This is a genomic window from Streptomyces sp. NPDC031445 (genome assembly GCF_055581365.1).
Map to the genome: position 1 here is coordinate 304,710 of NZ_JBVIJO010000005.1, position 21,650 is coordinate 326,359.

A 21,650-nucleotide genomic window follows, 5' to 3' on the forward strand; every position below is an offset into this window, starting at 1 on the left:
TCAGGTCAGGCCCAGGGCCGGCATCAGGTAGTAGAAGGCGAAGACCGCCGAGACGACGTACATCGCCGCCGGGATCTCCCGGGCCCGCCCGGCGACCAGGCGCAGCACCGTGAAGGTGATGAAGCCCATGCCGATGCCGTTCGTGATCGAGTAGGTGAACGGCATCATCAGCATCGTCACGAACGCCGGGATCGCGATGGTGTAGTCCGCCCAGTCGATCTCCTTGATGGAGTTCGACAGGATCAGGAAGCCGACCGCGACCAGTGCCGGGGTGGCCGCCTGGGACGGGACCATCGTGGCGACCGGGGTGAGGAACAGCGCGACGGCGAACAGGCCGCCCGTGACGACGTTGGCGAAGCCGGTGCGGGCGCCCTCGCCGACGCCGGCCGTGGACTCCACGAAGGCAGTGGTGGCCGAGGAGGAGCTGGCGCCGCCCGCCGCGACCGCGAGGCCGTCCACGAAGAGGACCTTGTTGATGCCCGGCATGTAGCCCTCGGCGTCCGTCAGCCTGGCCTCGTCGCTGATGCCCATGATCGTGCCCATCGCGTCGAAGAAGCACGACAGCAGGACCGTGAAGACGAACAGGATGCCGGTCAGCACGCCGACCTTGGAGAAGCCGCCGAACAGGCTGATGTGGCCGACCAGGCCGAAGTCGGGGGTGTCGACCGGGTTGCCCGGCCACTTCGGGACCGTCAGGCCCCAGGACGGGATCGTGGCGACCGCGTTGATGATCACCGCGAGGACGGTCATGCCGACGATGGAGATGAGGATCGCGCCCGGAACCTTGCGGACGATCAGCGCGAAGGTGAGCAGCGCGCCCAGGATGAAGATCAGCACCGGCCAGCCGGTGAGGTGGCCGCCCGTGCCGAGCTGCACCGGGACGGTGGTCTGGGCGGCGTCCGGCACCCGGGTGACGAAGCCGGAGTCGACCAGGCCGATCAGCATGATGAACAGGCCGATACCGATGGAGATCGCCTTGCGCAGGCCGAACGGCACGGCGTTCATCACGCGCTCGCGCAGCCCGGTGGCGACCAGCAGCATGACCACGAAACCGGCGAGGACGACCATGCCCATGGCGTCCGGCCAGGACATGCGCGGCGCGAGCTGGAGGGCGACCACCGAGTTCACGCCGAGGCCGGCGGCGAGCGCGATCGGCACGTTGCCGATGACGCCCATCAGCAGCGTGGAGAACGCGGCCGTCAGCGCGGTCGCCGTCACCAGCTGGCCGTTGTCCAGGTGGTGGCCGTACATGTCCTTCGCGCTGCTGAGGATGATCGGGTTCAGCACGATGATGTACGCCATCGCGAAGAAGGTGGCGAAACCGCCACGGACCTCACGGGCGAGGGTGCTGCCGCGCTCGGAGATCTTGAAGTAGCGGTCGAGGGCGCCATAGGCGGACGCGCCACCCGGCTTCTCGGGGGTGGGGACCTTGGCGGGTGCCGAGGTGGACATGCGGGACCTCATCACCAGCGGGGTTCCCCCGAGCCCCGTTGGAGTTTCCTACGATAAGAAGCGGTCAAAGGCAAACCGTTTCAGTATGAACGTATGAGGGACAGATCGCTATCTCCGCGCGTAGACAGCGGCGGCGCTTAAGCTGTGCGCATGGCTAAGTGGACCCCCAAGCACGAGGCGCCGGAGCCCCTGGAGGGGCCCGTGGTCGCCACGATCACCGGCGGCACCCTCGTGTGGTTCGTCCTCTTCCTGGTCCAGCTCCCCTTCTACGGCTGGTTCGAGGACCACGGGCACCTGTGGTGGCTGTGGACGTGCCTGGCCGGGGGCGGGCTGGGACTGATCGGGGTCTGGTACGTCCGCCGGCGGGACGCCGCGATCAAGCGGGCGGCGGCTCCGGAGGCGGCGTCGGCCGAGTAGCCGGCGGCGGCTCCGCTCCTCCCGGGCCCGTCTGGTGGGCGAGCGGGCGGCATCGCACGTACCGTCGTCTGCATGAGCCATATAGACGCGGGCGCCGAGATCGACCCCGTGCGTCCCGTGGCCCTGCCGGGGCGCGCCGCGACCGGGCTGACCGCTGCCGAGGTCGCCGACCGGGTCGGCCGGGGCCTGGTCAACGACATACCGGTGCGCAGCAGCCGGTCGCTCGGGGAGATCGTCCGGGCCAACGTCTTCACCCGGTTCAACGCGATCATCGGTGTCCTGTGGCTGATCACGCTGTTCGTCGCGCCGATCCAGGACAGCCTCTTCGGCTTCGTGATCCTCGCCAACACCGGCATCGGCATCGTCCAGGAGTGGCGGGCCAAACAGACCCTGGACTCGCTCGCGGTGATCGGGGAGGCCCGGCCCACGGTACGGCGGGACGGGGTCGCGACCGAGGTGGCCACCCATGAGATCGTCCTGGACGACCTCGTCGAGATCGGTCCGGGCGACAAGGTCGTGGTCGACGGGGTGTGCGCGGAGGCGGACGGACTGGAGATCGACGAGTCGCTGCTCACCGGCGAGGCCGATCCCGTCGTCAAACGCCCCGGCGACCCGGTGCTGTCCGGCAGTTTCGTAGTCGCGGGCGGCGGCGCCTTCACGGCCACCAAGGTCGGCCGCGAGGCCTACGCCGCCCAGCTCGCCGAGGAGGCGTCCCGGTTCACGCTCGTCCACTCCGAGCTGCGCACCGGCATCTCCACGATCCTCAAGTACGTCACCTGGATGATGGTGCCGGCGGCGGTCGGACTCGTCATCACCCAGCTCGTCGTCAAGAACGACGACCTGAAGGACTCCGTCGCCCGCACGATCGGCGGGATCGTCCCGATGGTGCCCGAGGGGCTGGTGCTGCTCACCTCCGTGGCCTTCGCGATCGGCGTCATCCGGCTCGGCCGCAAGCAGTGCCTCGTGCAGGAGCTGCCGGCCATCGAGGGCCTGGCCCGTGTCGACACCGTCTGCCTGGACAAGACCGGCACGCTCACCGAGGGCGGCATGGACGTCACCGAGCTGCGGACGCTGGACGGGGCGGACGAGACGTACGTCCGCAAGGTGCTCGGCGCGCTCGGCGAGTCCGACCCGCGCCCCAACGCCTCCCTCCAGGCCATCATCGACGCCTACCCGGACAGCGACGACTGGCGCTGCGTCGAGTCGCTGCCCTTCTCCTCCGCCCGCAAGTACAGCGGGGCCGCGTTCAGCGAGGGCGACGGCGAGACCAGCACCTGGCTGCTGGGCGCCCCGGACGTGCTCCTCGGCGCCGACGACCCGGCGCTCGCCGAGACCGCGCGCCTGAACGAACAGGGCCTGCGCGTGCTGCTGCTGGCCCGCGCGCACCGGGACCTGGACGACTCCGAGCCGGCCCGGGGCGCCCGCCCCACCGCCCTGGTCGTCCTGGAACAGCGGCTGCGGCCCGACGCCTCCGACACCCTGCGCTACTTCGCCGAGCAGGACGTCCGCGCCAAGGTCATCTCCGGTGACAACGCGGTGTCGGTCGGCGCGGTCGCGGCGAAGCTGGGCCTGGAGGGCGCGGCGGTGGACGCGCGGCGGCTGCCCGCCGAGCGGCCGGCGATGGCGCAGGCCCTGGACGCGGGCACGGTCTTCGGGCGGGTGACCCCGCGGCAGAAGCGGGACATGGTGGGCGCGCTCCAGTCGCGCGGGCACACGGTCGCGATGACCGGGGACGGCGTGAACGACGTGCTGGCCCTGAAGGACGCGGACATCGGGGTCGCCATGGGCTCCGGTTCGGAGGCCACGCGGGCGGTGGCCCAGATCGTGCTGCTGGACGACAGCTTCGCGACCCTGCCGTCGGTGGTCGCCGAGGGCCGCCGGGTGATCGGCAACATCACGCGCGTGGCGACGCTGTTCCTGGTGAAGACGGTCTACTCGGTGCTGCTGGCGGTGCTGGTGGTGTGCTGGCAGGTGGAGTACCCGTTCCTGCCCCGGCACCTGACCCTGCTGTCCACGCTCACCATCGGCGTCCCGGCCTTCTTCCTGGCCCTCGCGCCGAACACGGAGCGGGCGAGACCGCACTTCGTGCGCCGGGTGATGCGGTACGCGATCCCCGGCGGGGTGCTGGCCGGCGTCGCGACCTTCTTCACGTACCTGCTGGCGCGGCACCACTACACCGGCCCCGGCGCGCTGGCCGCGGAGACGAGCGCGGCCACCCTGACCCTGTTCCTGATCTCCATGTGGGTCCTGGCGATCATCGCCCGCCCCTACACCTGGTGGCGGGTGGCCCTGGTGGCCGCGATGGCCGTGGCCTTCCTGTTCGTCCTCGCCGTCCCGGCGCTCCAGGACTTCTTCGCGCTGAAGCTGGTCGGCATGGAGCTGCCGTGGACGGCGGTCGGCGTGGCCGCGGTGGCGGCGGCCGCCCTGGAGTACCTGTGGAGGTGGGTCGGCCGCCGCTTCCCGGACTGAGTCCGGCCGGGTGCCGTTACTGCACGTCGACGTAGTCGGCCGCGGAGCTGACCGCCGACGTGGTGGACGTACCGGCGAAGCTGTAGCGGTAGTAGCCGTCGGAGCCGGCCGTCACCGTGGTCTTCAGGGCGCCCGTGGAGGACGAGGTGATGGTCTTGACGGTGGAGTAGGTGGTGCTGCCCGCCTTGCAGAACTGGAGCTTGACGGACTGGCCGCCGAAGCCGATGTAGGTGCCGTGCTGCCAGTCAGCGCGGGTCAGCTTGCCGGTGACGGTCAGGGTCTTGCCCTTCTTGACCGGCTCCGGGGTGGCGTCGGCGGTGAGCTTGGCCGCGCGGCGGACCGGGATGGTGCCGAGGTCGTTCTGCCACTTCTCGGCCGCGGTCTTCTTGTCGACCGCGAGCCCGCCCTCCTTCCAGGTGCCGGCGTCCGAGTTGTACAGCTCGTCGGCGGGGAGGGTGATGTAGGCCGTGCAGTTCACGGTGGTGCTGTTCACGGTGGTGCAGGTGCCCGGGTCGTCGCTGACGACCTGGGTGTCGGCGTCCTTGGCCGACGCGCCCCGGTAGAGCACCGGGCCGGTCAGGACGTTGGACATCGAGACAGTGGTGGGGTGGGTCACGGTGTAGGTCGCCTTGACCTTGACCGTGGAGGTCGCCCCGAGGGTGATCGCCTTGCCGCTGTTGACCTTCACGTTGGAGAAGGTGACGTTCGGCGCCGCGGTGGCCGCGTGGGCGGCCGGGACGGCGAAGGCGGAGAGGGCCAGGGCGCCGGAGACGGCGGCCACGGTGGCACGTATGCGCATGTGCGTTTCCCCTGGAGGGAGAAGTGATCGTGGAGTCGGTCGACTCACGCGGTCAGATCCGCGAGGCAGAGGACTGGTTGTACGGCAAGGCCGCGTTCCGGCCAGATTTGGGCCTCGGATTACCAGCACATGACACAACTGAGAAGGAACGTTCCGCCCCTGGGGCGCCGGCAGGCGCTCCCGGGGGCGGAACCGTGCCGCTTACTGCACGTCGATGAAGTCGGCCGCGGAGCTGACCGCCGAGGTGGTCGAGCCGCCCGCGAAGGAGAAGCGGTAGTAGCCGTCGACCGTGGCGGTGGTCGTCGTCTTCAGGTTGCCCTTGGTGTCCGCCTTGATGGTCTTCAGCGTGGTGTAGGTGCTGGAGCTCTTCTTGCGGAACTGGAGCTTCACGGACTGCGAGCCGTAGCCGCCGTACTTCAGCGACTCCCAGTTGGCGCGGGTGAGGGCGCCCGTCACGGTGACGGTCTTGCCCTTCTTCACCGGCTCGGGGGTGGCGTTGGCGGTGAGCCTGGCGGCGCGCTGGAAGGAGAACGAGCCGGCCTTCTGCTTCCAGACGAAGTCGCCGTCCTTGGCGTCGATCCACGCGTCCACGTACCAGGTGCCGGCGCTCTTGTTGGTGAGGTAGTCCGTCTTCGGGTCGATCTTCACCGAGGCGGTGCAGGTGGAGGTGGTGGCGTTGACCTTGGTGCAGGTGGGCTTGCCCGTGTCCGCGTACCCGTTGTCGGGGCCGTAGAGGGTGAACGCCTCGGCGCCCTTGATGCCCGAGTTGTCCGTGGCGGTCACGCTGACCTTGACGGTCACCGCGCTGGAGGTGCCGATCTGCACCTTGTTGTCGCCGTCGACGACCACCTTGGTGATCTTCGTGTCGCCGTAACCGCCGTCGGCCTGGGCGGCCGGGACGGCGAGGGCGGACAGGGCCAGGGCGCCGCCGACGACGGCGGCAGAGGCACGGATGCGCATGTGTGGTCCCCACGTTGAGATCTGGGGAGTCGGGTGACTCCGCAGATGTGACGCGGGAACAAAGTGAAAGGTTGTACGAGTAGTGAAAATTCTGTGCGGGCGTGTTTCAGCGGGGGCCGGCCCCGGCCGAGCCGGCCCGGCTCAGTCGAACCACCGGTCCCGCGCCAGCTCCTGCGTCCGCGACGGGTCCTCCAGCAGCGCGGCCACCTCGAACCGCCGGGGCCACTGCCCCGCCGCCCACGCCAGCCCCGCCGCGACCCCCTCCAGGGTGGCCGCGTGCAGCACCCCGTCGCCGGTGAGCCGCCAGTCGATCTCCACGCCGTCCACGACCAGTTCCTCGTGCTCGACGTAGGTGCCCGGCGTACGCGGCCCGAGCAGCACCCGCACCGCGTCCGGTACGTCGTGCTCGGTCCCCTCGGAGTGCACCTCGCCGGTGACGGACTCGCTCAGCCGGCGCACCTGGAACAGCTCGGCCAGCTCGGCGGCCCGCGCCGGGCGGACCGGCAGCAGCGGCACGCCCGAGGTGAACGGCAGCAGGTCCGGCGAGTCGACCACGACGGCCGACCCGGCGTCCACGACCTCCACGCGCCCGTCGACCACGGCCCGCAGTTCGTCCGGCAGGGTCACCCGCTCGGGCTCCAGCTCCGCCAGCGCGCTGTACAGGCCGTGCAGCTGGGCGGGGGTGACGGGCCGCTCCGGGTCGGCGAGGCGGTCCAGCAGTTCGGCGGTGCCGCCGGGCTCGTCCAGCAGCGCGCCGACGGAGGTGCGCACGCCGAGCGCCCGCAGCACCTGCTCGTCCTCGAACCCGGTGGCGTCGGCCTCGTCGTACAGCCCGCGCAGCAGCGGGTCGCCGCCGGCCGCGAGCAGCCCGGCCGGGCGCCGGCCGTCGAGCACCGGGTGCCCGCGCAGCCACCACGCGGTGTACGGCCGTACGGCCTCGTGGGTGCCGTCGGGCAGCAGGACGCGCACGGGCTGGGTCAGGGCGTCCCGCAGCGGCGGCCTGGCCAGCAGGGCGAGCACCTCGGGCCAGTGGTCGTCGTCCACCAGGTCCAGGTCGCGGACGGCGACGAGTTCGGTGGCGACCGGCGGCACCGGGCTGTCCGGGAACCGGTCGAGAATGTCCTCGCACCACACGTCCACGGCGTCCAGCAGACCGGCGTCGTCGGGTTCGGCGTAGTCGCCGTCCCGGGGCTCCAGTTCGTCGGGGTCGAGGACGACGTCCGTGGCCCGGACGAGCGCGAAGCCGGCGAGCACCCCGCACGCCGCGAGCGGCTGCTCACCCCACTTCTCCGCCAGGTCGGCGTCCACGGCTGCCAGTTCACCCTCCCGGATGACCCGGGCGAAGGGGCTGCCGGGGAACACCAGCTCACCGGCGGGCGCGAGTTCCCCGTCCTCGTCGGGCAGCGCGAGGGCGCCCAGCCAGGGCTCGTCGCCCGGTTCGAGCGCCGCGTCCCGCACCAGTGCGAGCACCGTGTCGGCCAGCTCCTCGGCGTCCGGCGCGTCCTCCTCCCAGCCGAGGGCGCCGTCGTCCTCCAGCGAGCCCGCGACGGCGGCCCGCACCTGAGGGGTGGTCAGCACCGCGCGCGGGGTCGCGGGCAGCGCCCCGAGCTTCTCCAGCAGCGGGTGCGCGGCGTCCGCGTGCGCCACCTTCAGTCCGAGCCGCCCCAGCACGTCCGGGTCGATCCGGGCGGCGTCCGGCGTGGGCAGCAGCACCTGCCGGGGTCCGATGGTCGTCCGGCCTCCCCCAGAGCCGAAAGCCTGGGAGGTGCCCCCAGCCAGCGGCACCGGCAGTCCCGACAGCCGCTCGGGGTCGACCCCGGCGAGGCTGTCGTACAGCCGCCACCACCACCGCGGCTCCCTCTCCAGCCCGGCGAGCCGGTCGACGGCGTCGGCGAGCGGCAGCCGGGCGACCCCGAGGGTACGCAGCTCGGCGCGCCGCTCCAGCCCCGCCGGGAGCAGGGTGGGCAGCACCTCGGCGAGCACCCGCACCGTGTCCGTGCCGGCGCCCTCCACGATCTCGGCGTCGCGGGGCCGCAGCGCCTCCGGCAGCTCGTCGTCGCCCTTCGCCTCGACGGCCGGGGGCAGGAAGGCGGTGCGCGGCAGCCGCTCCAGCACGGCCTGCCGCAGGGCCCCGTCCAGCGCGCCCTTGCCGAGCGGCCCCGGCACGAGGTCGATGATCCCGGCCAGCACCGGCCGCCAGGAGGCGAGCAGTTCGGCGTAGGCGTCGGCGGCGCGCTCCACCAGGAAGTCGGTGAGCGGGCCGGGCGCCGCGTGCCGGCGGGTGGTGTCCAGCGGGAAGGAGGCGATGAGCAGGGCGGGCACGCCGAGGGGCTCGTCGCTCGGCGTCGGCGCGTGCACGACGGGGCTCGTACGGGGCCGGGCCGGGGCGCCGTAGGCGTCGACGGGCACGGCCCAGGTCACCGACCAGTGCGGCCGCAGCCGTTCCTCGACCGGCCGGCCGGCGAGGAGGTCGGGCGTGAGCGGCCCGTCGGCCGAGACCGTGCGCCAGTTGGTGATGCCGTCCCGGGAGTCCTCCACGATGGTGAAGGGGCCGTCGGTACGCCGGCTGATCGTGCGGGGGGCCTCGTCGCCGACCTCCACGACGACCTCCGCCAGCCCCGGCAGCGCGAGGAGCAGGGCGTCGTCGACGCCCGCGAGCAGCCGCTCGGCGAGGTCGGCGGCGGCGGCGTCCCGCAGCGGCAGGATGACGGCGGTGTCGTAGGGCTCCGGAGCGGTGCCCTCGGCGGCGAAGGGCAGCCGCAGCAGGGGCACGTGCCCGTCGCGCCGCCGCACCTCGTCCCCGAGCCCGGGGCTGTGCCGGGCGGTGTCGGCGGCCAGCTCCCTGGCCTCGGCGAGGGACCAGCGCACCCCGCCGTGCCGCCCCACGATCGCCGGTTCGTCGGTGACGGCGAGCACGGCGGCGAACCCGACGCCGAACCGGCCGACGGCACCGTGCGTCGCCTCGGCGTCCCGCTTCGCGGAGGCGCGCAGCGTGGACAGCGACTCGACACCGGCCGCGTCCAGCGGGGCCCCGGTGTTGGCGGCCACGAGCACGCCGTCGCGGAGGGTGAGCCGCAACCGGCCCGGCACGTGCGCCCGCGCGGCGGCGTCGGCGGCGTTCTGGGCCAGCTCGACGACGAGCCGGTCCCGGTACCCCCCGAGGACCAGGTCCTCCTCGGCGTTGGCGTCCTCCCGGAACCGGGCGGGGCTGGTCGCCCAGGCGTCGAGGACACCGCGACGCAGACGGGCGGTGCCGAAGGGGTCGGCGCCCTCGGCCGCCGGCCGCACGAACTTGCTCACGTTGACTCTCCTCTACGACGTGAGGACGAAGGTACAGCGCGGAGCCGGGAGGCCATCAACGCGGACGGCGAGGGTAGGCGGTAGGAACCATCCGTTGGCACGGTAGTGCCGGTACGTACGAAAGTGGTGCCCGTTCCATGGCCGAGACCCGGGATGTCGTCGAGCTGATCCTGAAGGACCACCGCCGCATGGAGGACCTGTTCCGCCTCATGCGCAGTGTGGAGGCCGACCGCGCGGCCGCGCTGGAGGAGTTCGCGGACCTGCTGATCGCGCACGCGCTGGCCGAGGAGGCCAAGGTCTACCCCGCCCTGAAGCGGTACAAGAACATCGACGACGAAGAGGTCGAGCACGGCGAGCACGAGCACGACGAGGGCAACGAAGCCCTGCTGGAACTCCTGGAGGTCGAGGAGGTCGGCTCCGAGGAGTGGGACGAGAAGCTGGAGGCGCTGGTGGAGGCCGTCACCCACCACGCCGACGAGGAGGAGCGCACGATCCTCAACGGCGCGCGCGAGAACGTGGCGGCGGAGCGGCGCGCGGAGCTGGGCGCGGCGTTCTGGGAGGAGCGTGAGCGTCAGCTGAAGTCCGGGTGCGGCTCGGTCGACAACGTGCGCCGGCTCGTGAAGTCGTCCTGACCCGCGCCCCCGGGGCCGGGGGCTCAGGGGCCCGGCCCCGGGTCCGGCTCGACGGCACGGCCCAGGCCGGCGCGGGCCGCTTCCAGCTGGGCGGCGAACGCGATGCCGAGGAACAGGGCGATGCCGGTCAGGTTGGCCCACAGCAGCAGGGCCACGAAGGCGGTGAGCGGCCCGTACACGGCGCCGAAGGAGCCGCTGCGGGAGACGTAGAGCGTCAGCAGCCAGGTCGCGGTGACCCACAGCACCAGGTGGACGGCGGAACCGAACGCCAGCCAGGTGTACCCGGGCTGGTCCCGGCGCGGCGACCAGCGGAAGATGACGGCGGAGGCGATCCAGGCGAGGGCGATTCCCACGGGCACCTCCAGGGCGCCCCACCACGCCGGGGGCCGGGAGGCGCCCAGCGCCTCGGCCGTCGCCGCGGTCACGGCCTGCCCGGCGACCAGGACCAGGAAGCCGAGGACCATGGGCACGCCGGCGGCGAAGGCGAGCAGCACGGCCCTGCCGTACTTCCGCGGGAAGGGCCGGTCCCGTTCGATGCCGTAGATCCGGTTGGCGCCCCGTTCCACCTGGCCCATGGCGGAGGCGAGGTTGAGGACGGAGAAGGCGAGCCCCAGGCACAGCGCGACGGTGCTCCAGGCGTCGGAGCCGGCGGTGCGGCGGGTGCCGCGCAGCGCCTCGCGGACCACGTCGGCGCTGGCGCCCGGCACGATCCTGCCCAGGGTCAGCTCGACGATCCGCCCCAGGCTCTCCGTGTGCGCGGCCGTGGCGAGGCCGACGAGCGCGATGGTGAACGGCACCAGGCCCAGCACGATCTGGAAGCCGAGGGCGCGGGCGTTGGTGAAGCCGTCGGCGTAGCGGAAGCGGGAGAAGGCGTCGAGCAGCAGGCGTGTGCCCCCGTAGCGGCGCAGCGCGGTGAAGGCCTCGTCGCCGGAGAGCTCGTCCCCGATCATGTCCCGTGTCTGCGGGACGTGCACCACCGTTCCCATGGTCCGGGTCCCTCCTCAGCTGTGGCCGCGGCCGGCCGGCACCGCGGGGTCCGGGTGGTTCCCGGGTCCGCCGCCCGGTCCGGCCAGCGGGGTCGGCGACAGGGCCGTGGGTTCCTCGCCCGGTTCGAGCAGGGTGTCCGCGGCGCCGACGACCAGCGGGTCGGGGGTGCCGACCGCCTCGTGGTCCTTGGCGGGGTAGTCGAAGCGGTCCAGGAGGCTGCGCATCGCCTCCAGCCGGCCGCGCCGCTTGTCGTTGTTCTTCACGACCGTCCAGGGCGCGTGCGCGGTGTCGGTCGCCCGGAACATGTCGACCTTGGCCGCGGTGTACTCGTCCCAGAGGTCGAGCGAGGCCAGGTCGGTGGGGGAGAGCTTCCAGCGGCGCACCGGGTCGACCTGCCGTATGGCGAACCGGGTCCGCTGCTCGGCGCGGGACACCGAGAACCAGAGCTTGACCAGCAGGACGCCGTCGTCGGTGAGCAGCCGCTCGAACAGCGGCGCCTGCCGCAGGAACTGCCGGTACTCGGCCTCCGTGCAGAATCCCATGACCCGCTCGACGCCGGCCCGGTTGTACCAGGACCGGTCGAAGAAGACCATCTCCCCGCGGGCCGGCAGGTGCGTCACGTACCGCTGGAAGTACCACTGGCCCGCCTCCCGCTCGGTCGGCTTGTCCAGCGCCACCACGCGCGCCCCCCGCGGGTTCAGCCGCTCGGTGAACCGTTTGATGGTGCCGCCCTTGCCGGCCGCGTCCCGCCCCTCGCACACCACGACGATCCGCTGCCCCGTGTCCTTCACCCAGCGCTGGAGCTTGAGGAGTTCGATCTGCAGGATCCGCTTGGTCCGCTCGTACTCGCGCCGGCCGATCAGGTGGTCGTAGGGGTGGTTCTCCCGCCAGGTGTCGACCGGCCGGCCGCCGGCGTCCAGCAGGACCGGCCGCTCCGGCTGCCGGTCGTCCACCTCGAACCCGCGCAGCAGGTCGTCCTCGCCCCCCGTGCCCCGGGTCTCCCGTGCCTCCGTCGCCCGCCCGTGCTCGGCCACGGCACCACCTTTCCGCCTCGCCCCGCACCGGGGCCGCCCCGCCCCGGTCTCCTCACACGTGCCCGCCCGGACGGGTCCCAGACGCCTGTACCGTCGCTGTGGCCGTTCCTTTCCGTACCGTCCGAGACAGGAAGGCGATCACATGCCCGAACTGCGCCTTGGTCCGCTGCTGAGGTACACCGACGGCTCCCGCGCCACCGTGTGGGTCGAGACGAGCGCGCCCTGCACGGCCGAGGTGCGCTGTTCCGACGGCGCGGCGGGCACGGCCCCCACCTTCCAGGTGGCCGGTCACCACTACGCGCTCGTCACGGTGACCGGACTGCGGCCGGGCACCGCCCCCTCCTACGAGGTGGTGCTGGACGGCACCCCGGTGTGGCCCCTGCCCGACTCCCGCTTCCCGCCGTCCGTCATCCGCACGCCCGGCAGCGGCGACACCGTCCGCGTCACCTTCGGGTCGTGCCGCTGGGCCGCGCCCCCGGCGGACGGCAAGGACCCGGTGGGCCCCGACGCCCTCGACACCCTGGCCCGCCGGCTGTCCGCCGACCCCGGCGCCGAACGCCCCGACGTCCTGCTGCTCCTGGGCGACCAGATCTACGCGGACGAGACCTCCGAGGAGACCCGGCGCTGGCTGGCCGGCCGCCGCGGCCTGGACGAGCCGCCCGGTGGCCAGGTCGCCGACTACGAGGAGTACTGCCACCTCTACTACGAGTCCTGGCTCGACCCGGAGGTCCGCTGGCTGCTGTCCACCGTGCCCAGCTTCATGATCTTCGACGACCACGACATCGTGGACGACTGGAACACCTCCGCCTCCTGGCTCGCCGACATGCGCGCCACCGACTGGTGGCAGGAACGGCTGCTGAGCGGCCTGATGTCGTACTGGGTCCACCAGCACATCGGCAACCTCTCCCCCGCCGAACTGGCCGACGACCCGACCTGGGCCGCGGTACGGGCCACCCCGGACGGCACGAAGGCGCTGCGCGCGCTGGCCGAACAGGCCGACGCCGACTCCGCCACGGTCCGCTTCAGCTACCGGCGCGACTTCGGCCGGGTCCGGGTGGTGATGGTCGACTCCCGGGCCGCGCGGGTCCTGGAGGAGGGCCGCCGCTCCATGCTGGACCCGGGCGAGGCCGACTGGCTGCGCGCACAGGTCCTGGGCGACGAGGGGGCCTACGACCACCTCCTGATCGGCACCTCCCTGCCCTGGCTGCTGCCGCACCTGGTGCACGACACCGAGGGCTGGGACGCGGCCCTGTGCGCCGGGGAACGCGGCGACCGCTGGGCCCGCTTCGGCGAGTGGCTGCGCCGCGGGGCCGACCTGGAGCACTGGGCGGCCTTCCCCCGCTCCTTCGCCGACCTCGCCGGCCTCATAGCCGAGGTGGCGACGGCACCGGGCGCCCCGGCGAGCGTGTGCGTGCTCTCCGGGGACGTGCACCACGGTTACCTCGCCGAGGCCACCTGGCGCTCCGGCGACCTCGGCGTGCCCGTCGTCCAGCTCACCTGCTCACCCGTGCACAACTCCGTGCCGGCGGCCATGCGGGTCGGCTTCCGCGTCGGCTGGAGCGCGCCGGCCCGCGTCCTGGGCCGCCTGCTCGCCCGGCACGGCCGCACGCCCCGGCCGCCGGTGCGGTGGCGCAAGCGGGGTGGGCCGTGGTTCGGCAACCAGCTCATGACGCTGACGCTGCACGGCCGTTCGGCCCGCCTGCGCCTGGAACGCACCGGCAAGGAGGCGAGCCTCGACACGGTCCACGAGGCGAGCCTCACCGGCTAGTTCAGCGCCGGGCGGCGTACGAGACGAACTCCGTCCAGGTGGCGGGGGCGACGGTGAGGAGGGGGCCGTCGTCCTGCTTGGAGTCGCGGACGTGGATGGTGGCGGGGGTGGGGGCGGCGTCCCAGTCCAGGGCGACTTCGACGCAGGAGTCGCCTTCGTTGCCATCGCTGTAGCTGCTCTTGAACCAACGGATCATGTCTCTCCCAGCAGTTGCTCGATGAAGGCCAACGACTCCCTCGGGGGGAGAGCCTGAGCCCGGATCGTGCCATACCGCAGTTCCAGGACGCGGACCTGCCTCAGGTCAGAGACCAGGCGACCGCTGAAGGCCCCGTCCGAGCGGCCCGTTGCCGTGCCATCCGCGAACTTCAGCACCTCGATCCTGCCATCCAGTCCGGGATGAACTTCACTGTGCATCGGCATGACCTGGAGTGAGACGCTGCGCAAGCGCCCGACTTCCAGGAGCCGTTCAAGCTGGCGTCGCCATACCATTCTCCCGCCGAGGGGGCGTCGTACCAAAGCCTCTTCCAGCACGAAACTGAGGGCAGGCGCCGGGTCCCGCTCGAAGATGGACTGTCGGGCCATGCGCGCGGCCACCAGGCGCTCCACCTCGCCCTGCGAGTAAGGAGGCTGCCGTGACTCGAAGGCGACGCGTGCATGCTCGGGCGTCTGCAGCAAGCCGTTGATGCTGTTGCAGACATACACCCCGATTTCCACCGCCTTCGCCTCCACCTCCGCCAAAGCCCGAACCTTCTTCGGATAGCGGACCTTCTCCACGTCCTCCTTCATCGCCGCGAGCAACCCACCCGCGTCGAGAACCCTGTCCGCCTTGTCGAGGTACTCCGGCCGAGGAATCCGCTTGCCCGACTCGATCTTGTAGACCATGTCCTCGCTGTAGCCCACGGCCTTGGCGAAGTCGGCGGCGCGCAGGGCCACCGCTTCCCGGCGGAGCCTGAGTTGGCGGCCGACGGTGGCGATGACGGCGACGCCCCACTCGTCGTCCGGCTCGACCTCCCAGCCCGGCTCCTCTTCCTCACCCACACCGCACCACCCCCTTCTCGACATGCCCGGACACCACCGGACACGCGCTGGACAGTGACCCTACGCAACCGCGTCGTCACTGTTCAGGAGTAACAGGCACAGCCACTCTGAGTGATGTGAACCAGGAAATCTCCACCCACATCTCCACCCCCGTCCCGCACCTCACGGTGCGGCTCTCCTCCACGCCCCGCGGGGCCCGTCTCGCCCGGCTGCTCGCCAGGGAGCAACTGCGCTCCTGGGGCCTGCCGTTGGACCCGGCGGAGCTGATCGTGGCGGAGCTGGCCGCCAACGCGGCCGGTCACGGCCGGGTGGCCGGACGGGACTTCCGGCTGACGTTGTACGCCGTCGGGGACACGCTCCGTGTCGAGGTGACCGACACGCGCGGTGACCGGCTGCCCGAACTCGGCCGTCCGGAACCGGACGCGGAGGGCGGGCGGGGGCTGCTCCTCGTGGAGGCGCTGGCGGAGCGCTGGGGTACGGCGCACGGGCCCGCGCCGCGCAAGACGGTGTGGGCCGAGGTGCGCGTGAGGGGTCAGGAGTGGCCGAGTTCCGCCGTCTCGTCGTCGCCGGTCTCCGGTACCGAACCGGAGTCGCGGGCCGGGCGGAGCGGGAAGGCGTCGACCCGGGTCTCGTCGACGACCGGCGGGGCCGGCTGCGGGGGCTTGGGCATGACCGCCGCCTCCGAGTGGCCGCCGCAGCCGTAGGCGAGGGAGACCACGCGGCCGTCGGCCGGGGAGAACTCGTTGGCGCAGACGCCGAAGGCCTGGCCGAGGGAGCCGCCGATGGGAGCGAGGAAGCCGCAGCTCACGCAGGTGGCGGGGGCCGCCTGGGCCATCGGCGTCTTCGGGCCGAAGGCCTCCTCCCAGCGGTCCGCGGCGGTGTGCAGGCCGTAGCGGGACAGGACGCGCGCGCGGCGCAGGCCCAGTTCCTCGGCCAAGGACGCGATGGTGCCGCGCGAAGGGGTCGTCGGCTGGACCGCGGGCGTGCCCGGCGTGACGTCGGCGTCCTCCGCCTCCGCCAGTTCCCGCATCTCCTCGGACACCGCCGAGTTCGGCGGCGGCTCCTCCTCGCCCGTGTAACCGGGCTCCAGGCGCAGGTCGTCCTGGTCGGTGGGGAGCAGGTCGCCGGGGCCGAGGTCGCCGGGGCGCAGGCGCTCGCTCCACGGGACCCACTCGGGGGCGAGGAGGGCGTCGGGGCCGGGCAGCAGGACGACCTCGTCGAGCGTGACGATCTTGGCGCGGGAGGCGCGGGCCACCGTCACCGCCCAGCGCCAGCCGCGGTAGCCCAGCTCCTCGCACGCGAAGAAGTGCGTGACGACGCGGTCGCCCTCCGACACCAGGCCGGCGTGCTCGCCGACCACGCCGGGCGCGGCGGCCTCCTCGGCGGCGGCGCGGGCGAGGTCGACGGCCTCGGCGCACAGGCGGTCGGGGGTGCGGCTTCGCGTGGTCGCTGCGCTCACAGGTATCGCTTCTCTCCTACGCCGTCTCGTCGAGTGCGGCTGCCTCCGGCGGTTTCGCCGACGGAGCGGACCTGGGGACCGCATCGACGTCTGCATCCGCGCGCCTGGGCGCACCTCTGCCATCCATTCTGCGTTATGGCTGAGATAGGCACGCTACACCGGACGGGATTCGTGCATATTCCCACCCGCCCCTCTGCCTGCGCCGACCGGGGTCGTGAGCCGCCACACCCGTCCGATCCGCACTATCCGGCGGTATCTCGGGGCACTATGAACGTCGTGGCAGCCGCGGACAGGGCGAATGGTCGGGGCGGCGGTTCGGGCCGGGTGGGTGGCGCCGTCCGCTCGGTCGGCCGTGCCCTGCAGTTTCCCGTGACCGGTACGGCCCGCGGCATCCGCAGGGCCACGCACGCGCACGGCGCGGGCGAGTCGGGTCTGGGCAAGCTGATCGAGTTGCACGCGGTGAACGGCGCGGGGGACGTCATGGTCACCGTGGCCCTCGCGTCCACGGTCTTCTTCTCGGTGCCGACCGACGAGGCGCGCGGCCGGGTCGCCCTCTACCTCGCGATCACCATGGCGCCCTTCACGGTCCTCGCGCCGGTGATCGGCCCCCTCCTGGACCGGCTGCCGCACGGGCGGCGGGCCGCGATGGCCGGGGCGATGCTGGCGCGGGCGCTGCTCTCGCTGATCATCTCGGGGGCGGTGGCGAGCGGCAGCCTGGAGCTGTACCCGGCCGCGCTGGGCGTGCTGGTGGCGTCCAAGGCGTACGGGGTGGTCCGCAGTGCCGTCGTGCCGCGGCTGCTGCCGCCGCGGTTCTCGCTCGTGAAGGCCAACTCCCGGGTGACCCTCGCCGGGCTGCTGGCCACCGGCGCCGCCGCGCCGGTCGCGGCGGGGCTGCACGCCCTCGGCGATCCGTGGCCGCTCTACGGCGCCTTCGTGATCTTCGTCGCCGGTACGTTGCTGTCGTTCTCCCTGCCGCCCAAGGTGGACTCGGCCAAGGGCGAGGACGTGGCGCTGCTCGCGGCCGACGAGCAGCACCTGCACGGGCCGCACCGGGGGCAGGCCAGGCGGCCGGGGCTGCGGACGGTCGGGCCGGCCGTCACGCACGCGCTCGGCGCCAACGCCGCCCTGCGCTGCCTGTCCGGCTTCCTGATCTTCTTCCTCGCCTTGCTGCTGCGCGAGCACCCGCTGACCGGGGAGAGCGCGGCGGTGTCGCTGGGGATAGTGGGCGTCGCGGCCGGGGCGGGCAACGCCCTCGGCACGGCCGTGGGCGCCTGGTTCCGTTCCCGGGCGCCGGAGATCATCATCGTGACGGTGGTGGCGGTGGTGCTCGGCACGGCGGTCGTCGCGGCGATCCTCTTCGGGGCGCTCCTGGTGGCCTGCCTGGCCGCGGTCGCCGGGTTCGCGCAGGCGCTGGCCAAGCTGGCGCTGGACGCGCTGATCCAGCGGGACGTGCCCGAGCTGGTGCGCACCTCGGCGTTCGCCCGCTCCGAGACGCTGCTTCAGATGGCGTGGGTGTTCGGCGGCGCGGTCGGCATCGTGATGCCGCTCAACGGCGCGGTCGGGCTGCTGGTCGGCGCCGCGTTCGTGGCCGTCGGCTGGCTGAGCACGCTCAGGGGGCTGCTCGCCTCGGCCCGGCAGGGCGGCCGGGCCCGGACCCGGGTGGCGTGACGCCGTGGCGGGCGCGGGCACGCGTGGCGTAACGAACCGGGCACGCCGTACCCCACGTGGGGGGACGGCTCGGGGCGCCCGATAGCCTTCGGCCATGACCACGCTGCCCCGCGGCGAAGCCGCTGATGTACCCCGCGTTGCGCGACGCCGCCGCGTCGTCGCCGTCGCCGGCGCCGTTTCCGCCGGACTGCTCGTCCTGTCGGCCTGTGACAAGCCGAGCCCCGTCGCGACGATCACCGTCGGCGGGGACTCGGTCAACTCCGAGGCCGTCTGCTACAACGACGGCAAGGCGCTGGACGAGAAGTCGCTGAAGGAGTGCGTCAAGAACGCCGACGACGTCAAGTCGATCAAGGTCGGCCAGGACCAGACCGTCCGCATCGGCGTCGACCCGAAGATCGCGGACGCGGGCTGGATCGTGCTGGTCAACGGCCGCCAGTTCAGCGACTCCAGCAAGGAGACGTACCGCACGATCCCGAGCAGCGCGTTCTTCAACGTCCAGTACGGCACCCAGGGCAACACCAACACCCTGTCGATCCGGATGGGCGAGAACACGAACAAGGGCATGTGGTCCTTCAAGCTGAAGAAGGCCTGATCACGACGTCTCTTCCGGTCCCGGTGCTCGTCGCCGCCGCGGTCCCCGTCGAGCGGGACGCGGTGGCCGGGGCGCTGCCCGGACCGGCCGGGGAGGTACGGCTGCCGGGCGCGTCCCTGGTCCGTACGGCCGCGGGCTGGGACCTGCTCGCCGCCGGCGTCGGCCCGGCGCTCGCCGCCGCCACGACCGCCGGCGCCCTCACCGCCGCCGCGCTGGCCGGCCGCCCCTACGGCCTGGTCGTCTCGGCCGGCATCGGCGGCGGCTTCGCCCCCCGGGCGCCCCTCGGCTCGCTCGTCGTCGCGGACGCGATCACCGTCGCCGACCTCGGCGCCGAGACCGCCGACGGATTCCTGCCGGTCACCGAACTCGGATTCGGGACCGTCACCCACCGGCCGCCGGAATCACTCGTACGAGTCGTGTCCGAGGCCACCGGTGCCCGGACCGGCACGATCCTGACCGTCTCCACGGTGACCGGCACCGCCGCCCGCGCCGCCGCCCTGCGCGACCGGCACCCCGGCGCGCTCGCCGAGGGCATGGAGGGGTTCGGGGTGGCGGAGGCCGCCGCCGCGCACGGGGTGCCCGTGCTGGAGATCCGCGCGGTCTCGAACCCGGTGGGGCCCCGCGACCGCGCCGCCTGGCGCATCGGTGACGCCCTCGCCGCCCTCACCGGGGGCTTCGGGAAGCTCGCGCCCGCATTGGAGAGTTGGAACGCACATGACCGCTGAACCGCTGCAGATCGCGTACTCCCCCTGCCCGAACGACACCTTCGTCTTCGACGCCCTCGCCCACGGCCGCGTCCCCGGCGCCCCCGCGCTGGACGTGACCTTCGCCGACATCGACATCACCAACGGCATGGCCGAGCGCGGCGAGTTCGACGTGCTGAAGGTGTCGTACGCCGTCCTGCCGTACGTCCTCGGCGAGTACGCGCTGCTGCCGTGCGGCGGTGCGCTGGGCCGGGGCTGCGGACCGCTGGTGCTCACCCGGGAGGCGGATGCCGACCTCACGGGCCGTACGGTCGCGGTGCCGAGCGAGAAGTCGACCGCGTACCTGCTGTTCCGGCTGTGGGCCGCCGACACTCTGCCGGGCGGGGTCGGCGAGATCGTGGTCATGCCGTTCCACGAGATCATGCCGGCCGTCCGGGACGGCAAGGTGGACGCGGGCCTGGTCATCCACGAGGCCCGCTTCACCTACCAGAACTACGGGCTGCACAAGCTCGCCGACATGGGCGAGCACTGGGAGCGCACCACCGGGCTGCCGATCCCGCTGGGCGCGATCATCGCCAAGCGGTCCCTGGGCGCCGAGCGGCTCGGCCGGCTCGCCGACGCCGTCCGGGCCTCCGTACGCGCCGCCTGGGACGACCCGGAGGCCTCCCGGCCGTACGTCATGGAGCACGCCCAGGAGATGGACCCGGCCGTCGCCGACCAGCACATCGGGCTGTACGTCAACGAGTTCACGGCCGGCCTCGGCGAGGACGGTTACGCGGCCGTCCGGGGCCTTCTCACGCGCGCGGCGGCCGAGGGACTGGTGCCGCCCCTCGGCCCCGACGCGCTCGCTTTCCCGTAATGCGGGCCGGACCTCCGGATACCGCTCAGACGTCGAGCTGATCGGCGACCGCGCGGAGCAGACCGGCGATCTTCTTGCCGGAGGTCTTCTCGGGGTAACGGCCCTTCTCCAGCATCGGCGTGATGTTCTCGAGAAGGGTCGTCAAATCCTGCACGATCGACGCCAGCTCGTCCGGCTTCTTGCGCTGGGCGGCGGCGACGGACGGCGTCGGGTCGAGCACGATCACCGACAGCGCCTGGTCACCGCGCTGACCGGCGACGACACCGAACTCCACGCGCTGTCCCGGCTTGAGCGCATCGACTCCGGCGGGGAGAACCGAGGAATGGACGAAGACGTCACCGCCGTCGTCGCGGGAGAGGAAGCCGAAGCCCTTCTCGCTGTTGAACCACTTGACCTTGCCGGTAGGCACGTCTGTCCTCGTCCTCGTATCTCGTCGGGAAAACTGCTTGGAAACGGCTCTTGATAGCACTAGAGCGGGTCGACCACGACCCGCCGGTACCAAGGCTAATGGTCTTGGGGCGGGTGACAAGACGTCCCCCGGTTGTTCTCTCGCGCAGGGAACTACCCTGGTCCCGTGCGTGACAAAACCCAACCGAATTCCCCCGCGCCCGGCGACCGGCTGATCCGCGCCGGTGCCGTCGTCTTCTTCCTCGGGGCCGTGGCCACCCTCGTCACGGTGGCCCCGCTGTTCCTCGGAGCGAAGCCTTTTCCGGCCTACATGTTCGGATTGAGCATGCTCATGGCCGTCGGATTCCTCGTGGCCGGCGCGGGTGTCCTGCGCTCCGTCGCCGCCGGGCGGCGTCAGGCGAGGGGCGCGGCCCCGGGCGCCTCGCGGTAGCCGCCGAGCCACGCGGGGAACGCGGACAGGTCCGGCAGGACGACGTCCGCGCCGGCCGCGCGCAGTTCACCGGCCGGGCACGGGCCGGTCGCCACGGCGACCGAGAACGCGCCCGCCGCACGGGCGCCGCGGACGTCCCCGACGTGGTCGCCGACGTACACGCCCGCGTCGTACTCGCGCAGCGCCGCCGCCTTCTGCTCGGCCCACAGGTCGCCGACGACCACGTCTGGCTCGATGCCGAGGTGGGCCAGGTGCAGCTTGGCGTTCGGCTCGTACTTCGCCGTCACCACCATCGTCCGCCCGCCGGCCGCCCGCACCGCCTCGATCGCCTCCCGGGCGCCGTCCATCGCGGGCGTCGCGGCGATGGCGATGGAGGGGTACATCTCCCGGTACAGGTCGGCCACCGCCGGCACCTCGTCGGCCGGGAACCAGTGGATCAGCTCCTCCGCGAGCGGCGGGCCCAGCCGGGTCACCGCCAGGTCGGCGTCGATGAACGTCCCCGTCCGCTCCGCCAGGGCCAGGTAGCAGGCACGGATGCCCGGGCGGGAGTCGATGAGGGTCATGTCGAGGTCGAAACCGACGGTCAGCGAGGAGGCCATGGGGGCCATTGTGCCGGGTGCCTCCGGCGGTTCGGCCGGGTGGGGTTCGGGGGGTGAGGGTTGTCAGTTGGGTGC

Annotated in this window: 20 protein-coding genes and 1 pseudogene; 10 read left to right on the forward strand and 11 right to left on the reverse strand. The window is 72.6% G+C overall.

Going from position 1 to position 21,650, the window contains the following annotated elements; genetic code table 11:
* The gene (locus ACZ5DC_RS16495) at positions 1-1,452 is read right to left on the reverse strand and encodes an NCS2 family permease (protein ID WP_468653265.1); all 1,452 of its coding nucleotides are present in this window, start codon (positions 1,450-1,452) and stop codon (positions 1-3) included.
* Between the two features lie 150 nt (positions 1,453-1,602).
* Here ACZ5DC_RS16495 and ACZ5DC_RS16500 point away from each other — a divergent pair, with 150 nt between their 5' ends.
* Positions 1,603-1,869 (forward strand): DUF2530 domain-containing protein, encoded by a 267-nt coding sequence (locus ACZ5DC_RS16500; RefSeq protein ID WP_366749859.1) that lies wholly within the window; start codon positions 1,603-1,605, stop codon positions 1,867-1,869.
* Positions 1,870-1,941: 72 nt separating this feature from the next.
* A complete protein-coding gene (locus tag ACZ5DC_RS16505) occupies positions 1,942-4,338 on the forward strand; it encodes an HAD-IC family P-type ATPase (protein ID WP_468653267.1) in 2,397 nt (798 codons plus the stop codon).
* 16 nt (positions 4,339-4,354) lie between these two features.
* On the opposite strand, the gene ACZ5DC_RS16510 is transcribed toward ACZ5DC_RS16505, so the two are convergent.
* The 3 genes from ACZ5DC_RS16510 to ACZ5DC_RS16520 all read right to left on the reverse strand — a co-directional run bounded on the left by ACZ5DC_RS16510 (position 4,355) and on the right by ACZ5DC_RS16520 (position 9,397).
* Complete coding sequence (locus ACZ5DC_RS16510; protein WP_468653269.1) at positions 4,355-5,137, reverse strand: hypothetical protein; 783 nt, start codon at positions 5,135-5,137, stop codon at positions 4,355-4,357.
* Positions 5,138-5,338: 201 nt separating this feature from the next.
* Positions 5,339-6,097: a calcium-binding protein gene (locus ACZ5DC_RS16515; RefSeq protein ID WP_468653271.1), complete on the reverse strand. Its 759-nt coding sequence runs from the start codon at positions 6,095-6,097 to the stop codon at positions 5,339-5,341.
* A gap of 141 nt (positions 6,098-6,238) precedes the next feature.
* A complete protein-coding gene (locus ACZ5DC_RS16520) occupies positions 6,239-9,397 on the reverse strand; it encodes a sacsin N-terminal ATP-binding-like domain-containing protein (protein WP_468653273.1) in 3,159 nt (1,052 codons plus the stop codon).
* 137 nt (positions 9,398-9,534) lie between these two features.
* Between ACZ5DC_RS16520 and ACZ5DC_RS16525 the strand changes: the two genes are divergently transcribed.
* Positions 9,535-10,029: a hemerythrin domain-containing protein gene (locus ACZ5DC_RS16525; protein WP_468653275.1), complete on the forward strand. Its 495-nt coding sequence runs from the start codon at positions 9,535-9,537 to the stop codon at positions 10,027-10,029.
* Positions 10,030-10,052: 23 nt separating this feature from the next.
* Here the strand turns inward: ACZ5DC_RS16525 and ACZ5DC_RS16530 are convergent, their stop codons facing one another.
* Positions 10,053-11,015 (reverse strand): YihY/virulence factor BrkB family protein, encoded by a 963-nt coding sequence (locus ACZ5DC_RS16530; protein ID WP_468653277.1) that lies wholly within the window; start codon positions 11,013-11,015, stop codon positions 10,053-10,055.
* 15 nt (positions 11,016-11,030) lie between these two features.
* The gene (gene ppk2, locus ACZ5DC_RS16535) at positions 11,031-12,050 is read right to left on the reverse strand and encodes a polyphosphate kinase 2 (RefSeq protein WP_468653279.1); all 1,020 of its coding nucleotides are present in this window, start codon (positions 12,048-12,050) and stop codon (positions 11,031-11,033) included.
* A 142-nt stretch (positions 12,051-12,192) separates the two neighbouring features.
* Between ppk2 and ACZ5DC_RS16540 the strand changes: the two genes are divergently transcribed.
* Entirely contained in the window at positions 12,193-13,818 is a 1,626-nt protein-coding gene (locus tag ACZ5DC_RS16540; RefSeq protein ID WP_468653281.1) for an alkaline phosphatase D family protein, read from the forward strand.
* Between the two features lies 1 nt (position 13,819).
* Here ACZ5DC_RS16540 and ACZ5DC_RS16545 read toward each other — a convergent pair whose 3' ends face one another.
* Together ACZ5DC_RS16545 and ACZ5DC_RS16550 are read right to left on the reverse strand one after the other, a co-directional pair.
* Entirely contained in the window at positions 13,820-14,014 is a 195-nt protein-coding gene (locus ACZ5DC_RS16545; protein ID WP_468653283.1) for a DUF397 domain-containing protein, read from the reverse strand.
* Positions 14,011-14,856, reverse strand: a complete 846-nt coding sequence (locus ACZ5DC_RS16550; RefSeq protein WP_468653285.1) for a helix-turn-helix domain-containing protein — start codon at positions 14,854-14,856, stop codon at positions 14,011-14,013. Before ACZ5DC_RS16550 ends, ACZ5DC_RS16545 begins: the two co-directional genes overlap by 4 nt.
* A gap of 116 nt (positions 14,857-14,972) precedes the next feature.
* Between ACZ5DC_RS16550 and ACZ5DC_RS16555 the strand changes: the two are divergent.
* Positions 14,973-15,380 (forward strand): annotated as a pseudogene (locus tag ACZ5DC_RS16555) (ATP-binding protein); the annotation flags it as partial.
* A gap of 8 nt (positions 15,381-15,388) precedes the next feature.
* Here the strand turns inward: ACZ5DC_RS16555 and ACZ5DC_RS16560 are convergent.
* Positions 15,389-16,315: a DUF3027 domain-containing protein gene (locus ACZ5DC_RS16560; protein ID WP_366749870.1), complete on the reverse strand. Its 927-nt coding sequence runs from the start codon at positions 16,313-16,315 to the stop codon at positions 15,389-15,391.
* Positions 16,316-16,582: 267 nt separating this feature from the next.
* Here ACZ5DC_RS16560 and ACZ5DC_RS16565 point away from each other — a divergent pair, with 267 nt between their 5' ends.
* From ACZ5DC_RS16565 to ACZ5DC_RS16580, 4 genes are all read left to right on the forward strand, one after another.
* Positions 16,583-17,983, forward strand: a complete 1,401-nt coding sequence (locus ACZ5DC_RS16565) for an MFS transporter (RefSeq protein WP_468653288.1) — start codon at positions 16,583-16,585, stop codon at positions 17,981-17,983.
* Between the two features lie 94 nt (positions 17,984-18,077).
* Complete coding sequence (locus tag ACZ5DC_RS16570) at positions 18,078-18,575, forward strand: DUF2771 domain-containing protein (RefSeq protein WP_468653290.1); 498 nt, start codon at positions 18,078-18,080, stop codon at positions 18,573-18,575.
* Positions 18,548-19,300, forward strand: coding sequence for a futalosine hydrolase (locus tag ACZ5DC_RS16575; protein ID WP_468653292.1), 753 nt, complete (start codon positions 18,548-18,550; stop codon positions 19,298-19,300). Before ACZ5DC_RS16570 ends, ACZ5DC_RS16575 begins: the two co-directional genes overlap by 28 nt.
* Positions 19,290-20,138 (forward strand): 1,4-dihydroxy-6-naphthoate synthase, encoded by an 849-nt coding sequence (locus tag ACZ5DC_RS16580; RefSeq protein ID WP_468653294.1) that lies wholly within the window; start codon positions 19,290-19,292, stop codon positions 20,136-20,138. The genes ACZ5DC_RS16575 and ACZ5DC_RS16580 overlap by 11 nt, the downstream gene beginning before the upstream one ends.
* 25 nt (positions 20,139-20,163) lie before the next feature.
* On the opposite strand, the gene ACZ5DC_RS16585 is transcribed toward ACZ5DC_RS16580, so the two are convergent.
* Positions 20,164-20,547 (reverse strand): cold-shock protein, encoded by a 384-nt coding sequence (locus tag ACZ5DC_RS16585; protein ID WP_180330537.1) that lies wholly within the window; start codon positions 20,545-20,547, stop codon positions 20,164-20,166.
* Between the two features lie 165 nt (positions 20,548-20,712).
* Here ACZ5DC_RS16585 and ACZ5DC_RS16590 point away from each other — a divergent pair, with 165 nt between their 5' ends.
* Positions 20,713-20,976, forward strand: coding sequence for a hypothetical protein (locus ACZ5DC_RS16590; RefSeq protein WP_366749876.1), 264 nt, complete (start codon positions 20,713-20,715; stop codon positions 20,974-20,976).
* Here the strand turns inward: ACZ5DC_RS16590 and ACZ5DC_RS16595 are convergent.
* On the reverse strand, positions 20,940-21,584 hold the full coding sequence (locus tag ACZ5DC_RS16595; protein WP_468653297.1) for an HAD family hydrolase: 645 nt from the start codon (positions 21,582-21,584) through the stop codon (positions 20,940-20,942). The genes ACZ5DC_RS16590 and ACZ5DC_RS16595 overlap by 37 nt on opposite strands.
* Positions 21,585-21,650 lie beyond the last annotated feature (66 nt).

What these genes read in the sequence shown, in the direction of transcription:
- ACZ5DC_RS16530 (WP_468653277.1), bottom strand. Translation starts at nt 11,015, where the DNA reads ATGGGAACGGTGGTGCACGTCCCGCAGACACGGGACATGATCGGGGAC.
- ACZ5DC_RS16500 (WP_366749859.1), top strand. Translation starts at nt 1,603, where the DNA reads ATGGCTAAGTGGACCCCCAAGCACGAGGCGCCGGAGCCCCTGGAGGGG.
- ACZ5DC_RS16540 (WP_468653281.1), top strand. Translation starts at nt 12,193, where the DNA reads ATGCCCGAACTGCGCCTTGGTCCGCTGCTGAGGTACACCGACGGCTCC.
- ACZ5DC_RS16505 (WP_468653267.1), top strand. Translation starts at nt 1,942, where the DNA reads ATGAGCCATATAGACGCGGGCGCCGAGATCGACCCCGTGCGTCCCGTG.
- ACZ5DC_RS16495 (WP_468653265.1), bottom strand. Translation starts at nt 1,452, where the DNA reads ATGTCCACCTCGGCACCCGCCAAGGTCCCCACCCCCGAGAAGCCGGGT.
- ACZ5DC_RS16510 (WP_468653269.1), bottom strand. Translation starts at nt 5,137, where the DNA reads ATGCGCATACGTGCCACCGTGGCCGCCGTCTCCGGCGCCCTGGCCCTC.
- ACZ5DC_RS16515 (WP_468653271.1), bottom strand. Translation starts at nt 6,097, where the DNA reads ATGCGCATCCGTGCCTCTGCCGCCGTCGTCGGCGGCGCCCTGGCCCTG.
- ACZ5DC_RS16565 (WP_468653288.1), top strand. Translation starts at nt 16,583, where the DNA reads ATGAACGTCGTGGCAGCCGCGGACAGGGCGAATGGTCGGGGCGGCGGT.
- ACZ5DC_RS16525 (WP_468653275.1), top strand. Translation starts at nt 9,535, where the DNA reads ATGGCCGAGACCCGGGATGTCGTCGAGCTGATCCTGAAGGACCACCGC.
- ACZ5DC_RS16570 (WP_468653290.1), top strand. Translation starts at nt 18,078, where the DNA reads ATGACCACGCTGCCCCGCGGCGAAGCCGCTGATGTACCCCGCGTTGCG.
- ACZ5DC_RS16580 (WP_468653294.1), top strand. Translation starts at nt 19,290, where the DNA reads ATGACCGCTGAACCGCTGCAGATCGCGTACTCCCCCTGCCCGAACGAC.
- ACZ5DC_RS16595 (WP_468653297.1), bottom strand. Translation starts at nt 21,584, where the DNA reads ATGGCCCCCATGGCCTCCTCGCTGACCGTCGGTTTCGACCTCGACATG.
- ACZ5DC_RS16545 (WP_468653283.1), bottom strand. Translation starts at nt 14,014, where the DNA reads ATGATCCGTTGGTTCAAGAGCAGCTACAGCGATGGCAACGAAGGCGAC.